Raw genomic sequence first — 11,317 nt, 5'->3', positions numbered from 1 at the left:
AGTAGCGTGGCCAACGGCCAACGGCTGACGGCTGATCACTGACCGCTCTGGTTAATCACTTCCCAAATAGTGCCTGGATTTTTCGGTTACGCTAATAGGTGATGCGGTTTATAACCTCATGAGGTACAGAGTATTTTTTCCCTGTTCCGGTGATATGCTGTTCCCTGCTGCCTACTCCCTACTTCTGTACGACCAGAAGAGATATGATGGTTACTTAAGCGAATTTGATCTGAGATGTTCGAGAGTGAAACGATTGCTGCGATCGCAACAGCAGTTGTCCCCCAACAAGGGAGTATCGGTATTGTGCGACTGTCAGGAAGGGATGCGATCGCAATTGCCCGTACTGTTTTCCAGGCACCGGGGCGTCAGGCTTGGGAGAGTCACCGGATTCTCTACGGCTATGTGCGTCATCCCAAAACCCAACAGCTAGTGGATGAGGCATTGCTGCTGATTATGCAAGCTCCCCGTTCCTACACTCGTGAAGATGTGGTAGAGTTCCATTGCCACGGTGGGATCATGCCTGTACAAAAAGTGTTGCAATTGTGCCTAGAACAAGGAGCGAGATTAGCACAGCCAGGAGAATTTACCCTGCGGGCATTTTTGAATGGCCGTTTGGATTTGACTCAGGCAGAAAGTGTTGCTGACTTAGTGGGGTCTCGCTCCCCAGCAGCGGTTCAAGCCGCCCTAGCTGGGTTGCAAGGCAAGCTCGCCACACCCATTCGGGAAGCCAGAGCTACTTGCCTGGATGTTTTGGCAGAAATTGAGGCTCGAATTGATTTTGAGGAGGATTTACCGCCCCTTGATCAAGGCGCAATTGTGGCTCAACTTAACCAGATCTTAACAGAAGTATCCCTACTATTAGCCACTGCGGATCAGGGGGAGCTATTGCGCACTGGTTTAAAAGTGGTGATCCTGGGGCGACCCAATGTCGGAAAATCGAGTTTATTGAATGCCTGGAGTCGATGCGATCGCGCTATTGTCACTGACCTTCCTGGTACCACTAGAGATGTAGTAGAATCCCAGTTAGTGGTTGGGGGAATCCCGGTACAGGTGCTCGATACAGCAGGAATTCGGGAAACCGCTGACCAAGTGGAGAAGATTGGAGTAGAGCGATCGCGTAGTGCAGCCATGGCAGCTGACTTGGTATTACTGGTGATTGAAGCAACCACTGGCTGGAGTGCAGGAGACCAGGAAATTTACCAACAGGTGCAAGAACGTCCCGTAATTCTAGTGATTAACAAAACTGACCTAGCCAGTGATAAGAGTGAATCTACCGTATGCTATCCTAATACTATAGAGCAGGTAGTGAAGACAGCTGCTGCCTACAATCTAGGGATTGATGCTCTGGAGAAAGCAATTCTTGATGCAGTAAATCGTGGCAACCTGCAAGCCGCTGATTTAGATTTAGCCATAAACCAACGACAAGCGGCTGCCTTGACTAGGGCGAAAATGTCTCTTGAGCAAGTGCAAGAAACTATTGCCCAAAAGTTACCCTTAGATTTTTGGACGATAGATTTGCGTGGAGCAATTCAAGCCTTGGGAGAAATTACAGGAGAGGAAGTAACCGAATCAGTGCTTGACCGCATTTTCAGCCGTTTCTGTATTGGGAAGTAAGATCAACTTAGATCGTGACCATTCGCAAGTTATTCGCCTCAGCTAATTCTTGATTTGTTGGTAAGTAATCTGCAAGAACAAAGTAAGTGGTATCCTCTGTTCCCCAGTCATTTTTAGTGTTGCCAGGTAGATCAACTTTACCTGTGTTACCAAATAGTTTTTCGTTCATAGTGACAACTGCTTGCCAAACCTTAACTAAACTTGCTATTTTACGTTACTTATTTCCTATTTATTTGTATGAACAGTTAACTTTAATTGTGTCCAACTATAGCGCTTTTCATAGCTATGAGGTATACAGATTTTTTTTTCTTATTTCCAGATCCGCTGTTCCCTAAAACCGAAAACTTTGTACCTCACCCAATTAAAAACGGCTAAAGTTATTAGTAGCTATAACTTTAGCTGAAGATTATTGGTTTGTACTAAAGGATGCTTTACGATAGCTCCTCTTGCTGATGTTTCCTGCCAAAACCACTCGATAACACCGTCGAGTTCAGGACTTCTGGTGATCAGGTACCAAATTTCTATCCACTCATCGTCACTCTGTTTGAAATTAATGACGTTGTTGTTTTTGGTGCCATCTCCTGAGGGATGATAACGCAGGGTGATCTTTGCTTTGCGAGCATCCTCTGCTTTTGGTCGAGAGCCATCTACTACGACTATCCCTAATCCCAGATGTTCTGGCATGAGTAACCACTCCTCGGAATCTGGGGGAAGTTCTAATCTGAACGTTTTTCCAGCTTTGGTGTACTTGGTTTCTACCACCAATGACTCTCCAGTAAAAGGTAAGGTAACAGGCTGAAATTTTGAACGACGAAGGATTGCTTTCGCTTCTCCACAGGTGACCTCAATTGAGGAAATTGGGGCATTGTTTCCTTCAAAACCAAGCCGAACTACTTTCTCTGTCACCTCTGAATCCTTAGGGTTAGGTTTTTCGATGGGCGGCATTGAGGGGTCTTGTTGAGGCTCTTCAATTGGCGTGGGTGAAACCTGCACATAATCTGAGCCGTTTCCATCACGAAACCAAGAACTTACGTCACTGTGCCGTTCAAAAGAGTACTGTTTAGTCTCAGTTTGCTTAGCCGTTGCTTTGAGAATGGCCTGATCGGGAACAGAATTTTTTCCGGTTACTTTGCTAACCATGGTCAAAAGTTGATTAGCTGCATTTTTTTTAGCATCCCCATCCACGGTTTCCCGGAGTTGATCGGACACATCATTAATGTCTTGGCGGCTAAGGGTGAGACGCTTTTCTTCTAGAGCTGTCTCGATTTGAGCCAGACATTGCTCTAAGGTAATGGTTGGTTTTTGTTGCTCGTCATTGTTTTTATTTCTTCGCCATGGCACTCTCCAAGGGGATGAGGAGCTATCATCATCCTCTAATTCAGTTTGTGTGAGTATTTTGATATCCGGTGCTACATCTCCCTCAATAGTGCTTTGGCTAGAGGCTCCTACCCCAAGGGAAACATCGTATCTGACAGTGAAATAGTTTTTATTTCCGTTGAAAGCACATAGAACGGTTGCTTTATCTTCAGCAGTGAGCCGCAGGTTGAAAATAGTGGAGTAGGGTGACAACCCGGATGATGGCTTAGTTTCCAAATCCTGAATGTTATCTTGACCATCTGCGATCGCAAGGGTCACTCTGGGACTGGAAACCGGTGCTAATTTTAGGGAAATCAGGTCTGAGTCGAGTTCTCGATAGCGTCTGGTTAACTCTTTTTTGAGGGATTCGAGGAGTTTGGAGTCTGTATCCCAGCGCGTCTGTAATTGGAGTATGGCAGCGCGATCGCTAACCAACATATTGATAGTAGGTTTTCCTAATTGATTCAGTTCTGGTGATGGTTCTGCTGGAATGTAATAAAATGTCCAGGGATCGGATCTGGCATCCTGGTAGCAGTAGACACTGCGAAATTTGAATCCTAAATTTTCTGGCAATTTTGTCATGTCTAACTCCTGAGTTATAGCGCTGCGGGTAGGAAAGAGTGGGAAGTGTGGTAAGTCTTTAACACAACAATCGATTACACGTAAATTTTGAGAGATTCAAAGGGAGAAAGGTATTCTGACCATGATTGAGGGGAGCTAGGGTTGGTACCTAATGATTTGGGTCGCTGTTGACGTTATTTAACTTAACAACGCTCTGTGACTGGTTTAAATCTTTGATCACTATCGTTGTGGACGCAGACTCCCTCACCAGATTTTTGAGAGCGACTGAATCCTCAAACAAACCTGTCATGCTGATGACTCCCTCAGACTTTGCGAAAACTTATACCGATTAAAAAAAACGATTGCTACACCTTAATCACCCGATCAGCCGTACACCTGATCAACCGTATACTTGGTTAGCCCTAGATCCGTAAACTTAATCACCCATACACCGGATCATCATCTGTAGCTCGAATAAATCAAATTGATCTTATTCTGGTAGTGCAAGCCCATACATAAATATCAAGGTCGTTAGAGGAAATTTATGTAACGTATTGTAAATACTTACATAAAGGGTGATATTTTGACCGTGAGCACAATTGGTAACAACGGATACATCCAGTTTCCCTGATTAAGCAGAGGGTGACAGTACCCTTAGGGGCTTGTGACATTTAACAACAATATCAACTAATCTACCATTACCTAAAACAAAATGGTAGATTACAACTATGACACTTATACCACTTCGTAAGGCGGTCGAACTTACGGGACTTTCTAGAAACACTTTGAGGAAATATGCCGACAATGGGACGATTAAATGCGAGAAGACCCCAAAAGGAACTAGGTTCTTTGACACAGAGAGCTTGCTCAGCCTCGGAGCCAGGTCGTCTAAACATATCCGAACTGTCTGCTGTTACTGCCGAGTTAGCACCAGTAAACAAAAAGACGACCTCGCCAGACAAGTCGTCTACTTGCATTCCCTCTTCCCGGAAGCAGAGATCATCAAAGATATCGGTTCAGGTCTCAACTACAAAAGGAAAGGACTTAGAACCATACTGGAGCGACTTATGCGAGGATATCAGCTCACAATTGTTGTTACCTGTCGAGACAGACTTACCCGATTTGGGTTTGAACTCATTGAGTACTTGGTCAGTCTCAACGGTGGAAAAATCTTGGTTCTCGACCAACCTGAAAGCTGTCCCGAATCTGAACTCACCGCAGATCTTCTCTCCATCATTCACGTCTTCTCCTGCCGGGTTCACGGACTCCGGAAGTACGGTAAGAAAATCAAAGAAGATTCGAGTATTTCTAAACTCTGACCAGCGATCGCTTGTTCGCAAATGGTTTGGAGTGTCCCGGTATGTGTTCAACAAGACCGTCAAAATCCTCCATGATGGCACTGTCAAGGCTAACTGGAAAGCAATCAAAACTGGAATATTGAATGACCTTCCAGAGTGGTGCAAAGACGTGCCTTATCAAATTAAATCGATAGCGATCAAGGACGCTTGCACTGCCGTCAGGGAAGCCAATAAAAAGTACAAAAAAACATCACAGATCAACCGGGTAAAATTCAGATCAAGGAAGAACCATGTTCAATCTTGTTATATTCCTAAGTCAGCCGTTTCTGAATCAGGAATTTATCACACGAAATTGGGTAAATTAACTTATTCTGAGGGCTTACCCGGTGACATCTGTGATTGCCGACTAACCAGCAATAATGGAGATTACTATCTAGTAGTCCCTCACAAGGTGACTGCATCGAATACTGACAACCAAGGTAGAGTAGTCGCTTTGGATCCTGGAGTCAGGACTTTTATTACCTTTTTCGGTGAGACTTCCGTTGGCAAAATAGGCCATGGTGACTTTTCCAAAATTCAGCGATTGTGTCAACACTTAGACAACCTGATATCTAAAATCAGCAAAGCTAAGCGTGGTCAAAAACGTCGAATGAGAAAAGCCGCTCGCCGAATGGTAATAAAAATTAAAAACTTAATAAATGAACTTCACCACAAGGCAGCTAGGTTTTTGGTTGACAATTTCGATGTAATTATCCTTCCTACTTTTGAAACATCTCAAATGTCCAGAAGAGGAAGTAGAAAGATTAAATCTAAGACCGTAAGAAATATGCTGACTTTTGCTCATTACCGATTCAAAGAGTTTTTGAAACATAAAGCTCAAGAGACTGGAAAGACGGTGGTTGATGTCTGCGAAGCTTACACCAGCCAAACTGTCAGCTGGACAGGAGAATTGGTCAACATCGGTGGAAGTAAAACTATTAAGTCAAAGGTTGATGGTCGATCCATGGATCGAGATATTAACGGCGCTCGTGGGATATTTCTACGAGCCTTGGTAGATACACCCTGGCTGCGAGAGCAGCTTGCATTAGTGAGCCAAGATCCGCCTTTGGTAGATTTTGGTAGCTAAAAAGTATCGGTACCATTGATATTGCCATTGATATTGCCAATCACTCCTCAGCAGTTTTGGCTAAAAACATTAGATCTTACCCCTAACCAGGGCAAGGGGCTACAATAACAAGTGTTGAGATTTGTGTATCCCTGACCGGCATAGGGAAAGCTTATGGCTGCCGCTGTATTAATCCAGAACCTCCAAAAACGCTATGGAGATGTCCACGCCGTCAAAGACATCTCCTTACAAGTTGAACCGGGTCAAATTTTTGGCTTACTCGGTCCTAATGGTGCCGGGAAAACCACCACCATTCGTTGCCTATGCACGCTCACGGCACCGGACGCTGGAAAAATTGAGGTATCTGGCATTTCAGTACTACACAATCCTAGGGCAGCACGCCGCCGCCTAGGCTATGTAGCCCAAGAAGTTGCCCTAGATAAGGTACTCACTGGTAAAGAACTACTCCAATTGCAAGCTGACCTCTATCATCTTCCCAAAGCAGTTGCCAAAGAACGCATCAATAAACTGCTTGACATTTTGCAGCTCAAGGAGTATGCCAATAAAAAAACTGGCGTTTACTCCGGTGGTCTGCGTCGGCGGCTGGACTTAGCCGCTGGCTTACTCCACCAACCCGATGTTTTAGTACTAGACGAACCCACCGTAGGTCTTGACATTGAGAGCAGATTCGTGGTATGGGAACTGTTGCAAAAGCTGCGAGACTCAGGAACCACATTACTAATCACCAGCCACTACCTCGAAGAAATAGACGCATTAGCTGACCAAGTGGCAATTATTGACAAAGGGTTGATCATAGCCGAGGGGACACCATCTCAGTTAAAGGATAGTGTTGGAGGCGATCGCATTACCCTGCGCATCCGGGAATTCTCCCCCATGGAAGAAGCCAAGGAAGCCAAAGATATGCTTCAGTCCTTGCCCTTTGTGCGAGAGGTGATTATTAACAGCAATCAGGGCAATTCCCTTAACCTTGTGGTTAAACCCCAAAGCGATGCCTTAATGATCATTCAGCAAGCCTTGAAAGACGTTAGTTTACCGACCTTTGGGATTGCTCAGTCGCGACCTAGCCTAGATGATGTCTACCTAGCTGCCACAGGTAAAACCCTGATGGATGCTGAACTGGCTCAGGCTGGAAAACGGGATCCCAAGGCAGAGCGGAAACAAAATATGGCCTAAAGGAGACATAGGGCAGTGGTTAGTGGACAGTAAATACAAATTGCTCCAACTATTTTAGAATCTATGGCACGAATGAATATGAGTGAAACCCTTACCCCTCCTAAATCCGACCTTAACTGGCAACCAGACCTTACTGCACCAATCCCAGTCAATGATACTCCTGGTGTAGGTGAATTTATCCAAGAAACCCAAGCCCTAACCAAACGCCTGTTTATTCAGCTGCAACGGCGACCTTCTACCTTAATGGCTGGTATTATCCAGCCCCTAATGTGGCTAATCCTATTTGGGGCATTATTCCAAAACGCTCCTCAAGGGATTTTTGGCGAGAGTTTGAGCTATGGCAAATTTCTCGGTGCAGGTGTGATTGTGTTTACCGCCTTTGCTGGAGCACTCAATGCTGGCTTACCGATCATGTTTGACCGGGAATTTGGTTTCCTCAACCGCTTACTCGTAGCTCCGTTAGTATCTCGCTTTTCTATTGTTGCAGCCTCAGCCATATATATAATCGCTCTGAGTTTGCTGCAAACTGTGGCAATTGTCACCGCTAGTTCCTTTTTAGGAGCTGGTTTACCGAACTTAGCTGGTCTGGCGATGATTGGCTTGATTGTATTCTTGCTAGTGGTCGGAGTCACAGCCCTCAGTCTCGGACTAGCATTTGCCCTACCGGGTCACATTGAACTAATTGCAGTAATTTTTGTTACCAACTTACCCCTACTGTTTGCCAGCACAGCCCTTGCTCCTCTGTCATTCATGCCCAAATGGTTACAAGTAGTAGCCAGTCTTAACCCCCTCAGCTATGCCATTGAACCAATTCGCTATCTCTATCTCCACAATGACTGGTCTGTTGGTAGTATTGTGATGCAGGCTCCCTGGGCATCTATTACCTTTGGCCAATCCCTGTTGATATTGCTTGGTTTTAGCACAGCCGTATTACTCGCAATTTCTCCACTACTGAGCCGCCGGTTGTAATCATTCTTCCTAGGGCTAAAGCCTTAGGATCCCGTGAAATAATTAATATTAACTCATTGCTTTTTCTGGATGGTTGACTATTGACAGGGTCGCGTCAACCGTCCAAAATGAATTTGTAACAATTGTGCAGGTTAACTGTGCAGGTTAACTCAGGTTAACTATATATAACTTTATGGAGATTCCCACAAGCCAAAACCCCGCGTTTTTAAACCGGGGTTTTGGCTCGCTGCGACTTTAGTCGCCGTGAAAAAGACGAATAAAAGACTTGTTAATTTGTGCTAAGTGTGTTAGCATAATAACATAACAGAAGAGGTCGAGTTCTGATGATCATACTTGAGTTTAAGGCATACGGAAAAAAAGCACAGTATCAATCTATAGACGAAGCTATTCGGACTGCTAAATTTGTGCGGAATAGTTGTCTTCGCTTGTGGATGGATAACAAAGGGTTAAGCAAATACGACTTAAATAAATATTGCAAAACCTTGGCCAAGAATTTCCCTTTTGCCAACGAATTGAACTCAACAGCTCGACAAGCTGCGGCTGAAAGGGCATGGTCATCAATCGCTCGTTTCTTTGAAAATTGTAAAAAGAAAGTACCTGGAAAGAAAGGTTTTCCTAAATTCCAGAAGCATTGTAGATCGGTCGAGTATAAACAGTCAGGATGGAAGTTGTCTCCTGGCAAAAAATCGATCACTTTTAGCGACAAGAAAGGAATCGGAAAACTGAAACTCAAGGGTACATGGGACTTGTGGCGCTTTGATAATAAGTTAATCAAACGAATTCGCATAGTCAAGAGGGCTGATGGTTACTACGTTCAGTTTTGCATCTCTGTCGATGTAAAAGAGCAATTAAATCCTGCTGATGCGACTGTGGGACTGGATGTAGGATTGAAAGAGTTTTACACTGATTCCAGGGGCAAAACCGAACCTAACCCTCGTTTTTACAGGGCTGGGGAAAAGAAGCTAAAATTCTATCAACGTCAAGTTTCTCGAAAGAATAAAGGCTCATCCAATCGTAAAAAAGCGATTAATAGACTAGGCAGACAGCACCTTAAAATAAGTAGGCAACGTGAAGAACACGCCAAGAGACTGGCTCGTTGCGTAATCCGGTCTAACGACCTGGTCGCCTATGAAGATTTAAGAGTCAAAAATCTAGTAAAAAATCACTGTCTTGCTAAATCTATTAACGACGCAGGTTGGTATCAATTTAGAAAATGGCTAGAGCATTTTGGAACTAAATTTGGCAGAGTTACTGTTGCAGTCAATCCTGCTTACACAAGTCAAAATTGCTCTGAATGCGGCGAGGTAGTAAAGAAATCACTATCTACTAGGACTCATGTCTGTAAATGTGGTTGTAAATTAGACAGAGATCATAACGCCGCAGTCAACATTTTAAACAGAGCCTTGGGTACGGTGGGGCACACCGGAACCTGGATTGACCGTAGCTCACGCTACGCGAACGTAGATCCGAACGCTTCAGGAGATCTGACCTCTACTGTTCTTGGTTCCGGCCAGGTTTAGCAAGTCGGGTCATTGAATGAAGAATCCCCGCGTCTTTAGACCGGGGAGTGTCAAAGCAGTAGACCAGTGAGATTTATCCATTGAGGGGGAATTCCCATGACAATCAGCAACCAATCTGTTTTTACTGTAGCTGTATTGAGTGTAGCCCTTGGCATTACTACAGTTTTACTACCTCAATCCGCTACTGCCCAAAGTATAGGTACTATTCGAGCGGATGAAAATTTTAATAATCCTAACGAGCAAGACACGTTTGGGGGGTTTGGAGATAGTGGTTTCAACGCTTTTGATTTAATCCATAATGCCCAATTGGGTACAGTTGATATCGATCAGTTCAATGAGGGACAGTCTCAGAGACTAGATGATGCTGCTTCTGAGTTTAGGCGTTTACAGTTGGAACGGTTGCGCAATCCCCAACTAGCATATCCAGAAAACCAATATCCAGAAAACCAGCCTCCTACATCTGGGGTTAGCGAAACTTACTGATAATATTAAAAACTTTGGCTCAGGTTTGGATCACGATTGATATCAAGTTCGGTTAATCACTTGCTTTACCGGTTATCCCATGGAGAAAATAGCAGTTTTCAATTGGGTATTGAGAACTGCTATTTATTTATAGATAGTAATTTTTGGAAATCAAGCTAAGAAATCAGAGGAAATAGACCTTGAGGTAAACGTTTGGGGCATTGGGAAATTATCCCAGTGCAAGATATTATAGATTCCTGTATGAATCCAGTTTTCTAAATACAGCTTCTGCTCTGAGGATAACTGCTGTAATTCTTGGCTTTTTGATGATGCTTCAATCTTGTCTACCGCTTCATAGTTATTCGGAATTCGGTTCAGGACATAAGCAATTAAATCCTGACGCATGTTAGACTGGGAAAACACGTCTTGATAGGGAAATTTCGGATACCTGGCTAAGACGTTTTCAATTTCTTGAATCACTATCGGTGTAGTTAGGTGAACAAGGGGTTTAGCCATCGTTTACACTCCTTTTGCCAACCGGTCTATTATTAAAAAGCGGTTTATTAATTAAGAAATAGCGTGTTTTGATACTCACGGGGTGACAACAAAGCTCAAACCTAGATAGGTTTTAGGTTTTAGGTTTTAGGTGTTGGGTAAAATGAGCGCATCGGTGTCATTTGTATTTGCCAGCAATTGAAGCAATTTTCACCAATTCAACTTCTTCTATAGTTTTATTCAATCCATACCGCAAGGGCAATCTTCACGCTTCACCTAACCCCTAAAACCTAACCCCTATAAGATTTTCAATTAGCTTGTCACCCCCTGAGGTTTTGATCCTTGTTTTAAGTCAAGGGAACTATTCTTAACTGCTGATTAATTGCTGCTAATAGTTCCCGACTCTCTACAGGTTTGGTTAGATAATCGTTGGCTCCCATTTGCTTAGCTCGATCATAGCCATTTTCTTTTGACTCACTGGTTAGAAATATAAACGGTGTTTTCGCTGTCTTTAACCTATCTCGTAATATCTGGAGAAGCTCATACCCATCAATTGATGGTATATTAATTTCACAAATTATTAAATCAGGTCGGACAATTTTAGTTAAATTTAAACCGAGCAAACCGTCTTCTGCAGTAAGGACATTAAAGCCTTCTAATTCCAGTAAATCTGAAAAATTTGAGCGCAACATTTTATCATTTTCAATTAATAAAATTGTTTTGTTCATCGCTCCAAGCTTTAT

The 11,317-nt window shown here is 43.7% G+C and carries 11 protein-coding genes; 7 read left to right on the top strand and 4 right to left on the bottom strand.

Going from position 1 to position 11,317, the window contains the following annotated elements:
- Nucleotides 1-234: 234 nt before the first annotated feature.
- Nucleotides 235-1,614, top strand: coding sequence for a tRNA uridine-5-carboxymethylaminomethyl(34) synthesis GTPase MnmE (gene mnmE, locus AC4II3_RS11295; protein WP_488013659.1), 1,380 nt, complete (start codon nt 235-237; stop codon nt 1,612-1,614).
- Between the two features lie 7 nt (nt 1,615-1,621).
- On the opposite strand, the gene AC4II3_RS11290 is transcribed toward mnmE, so the two are convergent.
- The gene (locus tag AC4II3_RS11290) at nt 1,622-1,783 is read right to left on the bottom strand and encodes a hypothetical protein (RefSeq protein WP_488013661.1); all 162 of its coding nucleotides are present in this window, start codon (nt 1,781-1,783) and stop codon (nt 1,622-1,624) included.
- 218 nt (nt 1,784-2,001) lie between these two features.
- Nucleotides 2,002-3,552, bottom strand: a complete 1,551-nt coding sequence (locus AC4II3_RS11285; RefSeq protein WP_488013663.1) for a hypothetical protein — start codon at nt 3,550-3,552, stop codon at nt 2,002-2,004.
- 764 nt (nt 3,553-4,316) lie between these two features.
- On the opposite strand from AC4II3_RS11285, the gene AC4II3_RS11280 reads away from it, so the two are divergent.
- From AC4II3_RS11280 to AC4II3_RS11255, 6 genes are all read left to right on the top strand, one after another.
- Nucleotides 4,317-4,850, top strand: a complete 534-nt coding sequence (locus AC4II3_RS11280; RefSeq protein ID WP_488029262.1) for an IS607 family transposase — start codon at nt 4,317-4,319, stop codon at nt 4,848-4,850.
- Nucleotides 4,738-5,955 carry an RNA-guided endonuclease InsQ/TnpB family protein gene (locus AC4II3_RS11275; protein WP_488013670.1) on the top strand — a complete coding sequence of 406 codons (1,218 nt, stop codon included), beginning with the start codon at nt 4,738-4,740 and terminating at the stop codon, nt 5,953-5,955. The genes AC4II3_RS11280 and AC4II3_RS11275 overlap by 113 nt, the downstream gene beginning before the upstream one ends.
- A 153-nt stretch (nt 5,956-6,108) precedes the next feature.
- Nucleotides 6,109-7,128: an ABC transporter ATP-binding protein gene (locus AC4II3_RS11270; RefSeq protein WP_488013666.1), complete on the top strand. Its 1,020-nt coding sequence runs from the start codon at nt 6,109-6,111 to the stop codon at nt 7,126-7,128.
- 78 nt (nt 7,129-7,206) lie between these two features.
- Complete coding sequence (locus AC4II3_RS11265; RefSeq protein ID WP_488013672.1) at nt 7,207-8,097, top strand: ABC transporter permease; 891 nt, start codon at nt 7,207-7,209, stop codon at nt 8,095-8,097.
- Nucleotides 8,098-8,420: 323 nt separating this feature from the next.
- Nucleotides 8,421-9,617: an RNA-guided endonuclease InsQ/TnpB family protein gene (locus tag AC4II3_RS11260; protein ID WP_488029261.1), complete on the top strand. Its 1,197-nt coding sequence runs from the start codon at nt 8,421-8,423 to the stop codon at nt 9,615-9,617.
- Nucleotides 9,618-9,713: 96 nt separating this feature from the next.
- Entirely contained in the window at nt 9,714-10,100 is a 387-nt protein-coding gene (locus AC4II3_RS11255) for a hypothetical protein (protein WP_488008546.1), read from the top strand.
- Between the two features lie 150 nt (nt 10,101-10,250).
- Here AC4II3_RS11255 and AC4II3_RS11250 read toward each other — a convergent pair whose 3' ends face one another.
- Both AC4II3_RS11250 and AC4II3_RS11245 read right to left on the bottom strand, forming a co-directional pair.
- Nucleotides 10,251-10,595 (bottom strand): late competence development ComFB family protein, encoded by a 345-nt coding sequence (locus tag AC4II3_RS11250; RefSeq protein WP_488008544.1) that lies wholly within the window; start codon nt 10,593-10,595, stop codon nt 10,251-10,253.
- A gap of 326 nt (nt 10,596-10,921) precedes the next feature.
- A complete protein-coding gene (locus tag AC4II3_RS11245) occupies nt 10,922-11,302 on the bottom strand; it encodes a response regulator (RefSeq protein WP_488008543.1) in 381 nt (126 codons plus the stop codon).
- Nucleotides 11,303-11,317 lie beyond the last annotated feature (15 nt).

The sequence above is a fragment of the Moorena sp. genome, assembly GCF_982860115.1.
This window is presented reverse-complemented; position numbering and strand designations above follow the sequence as displayed.

What these genes read in the sequence shown, in the direction of transcription:
- AC4II3_RS11260 (WP_488029261.1), top strand. Translation starts at nt 8,421, where the DNA reads ATGATCATACTTGAGTTTAAGGCATACGGAAAAAAAGCACAGTATCAA.
- AC4II3_RS11290 (WP_488013661.1), bottom strand. Translation starts at nt 1,783, where the DNA reads ATGAACGAAAAACTATTTGGTAACACAGGTAAAGTTGATCTACCTGGC.
- AC4II3_RS11245 (WP_488008543.1), bottom strand. Translation starts at nt 11,302, where the DNA reads ATGAACAAAACAATTTTATTAATTGAAAATGATAAAATGTTGCGCTCA.
- AC4II3_RS11270 (WP_488013666.1), top strand. Translation starts at nt 6,109, where the DNA reads ATGGCTGCCGCTGTATTAATCCAGAACCTCCAAAAACGCTATGGAGAT.
- mnmE (WP_488013659.1), top strand. Translation starts at nt 235, where the DNA reads ATGTTCGAGAGTGAAACGATTGCTGCGATCGCAACAGCAGTTGTCCCC.
- AC4II3_RS11285 (WP_488013663.1), bottom strand. Translation starts at nt 3,552, where the DNA reads ATGACAAAATTGCCAGAAAATTTAGGATTCAAATTTCGCAGTGTCTAC.
- AC4II3_RS11250 (WP_488008544.1), bottom strand. Translation starts at nt 10,595, where the DNA reads ATGGCTAAACCCCTTGTTCACCTAACTACACCGATAGTGATTCAAGAA.
- AC4II3_RS11255 (WP_488008546.1), top strand. Translation starts at nt 9,714, where the DNA reads ATGACAATCAGCAACCAATCTGTTTTTACTGTAGCTGTATTGAGTGTA.
- AC4II3_RS11265 (WP_488013672.1), top strand. Translation starts at nt 7,207, where the DNA reads ATGAGTGAAACCCTTACCCCTCCTAAATCCGACCTTAACTGGCAACCA.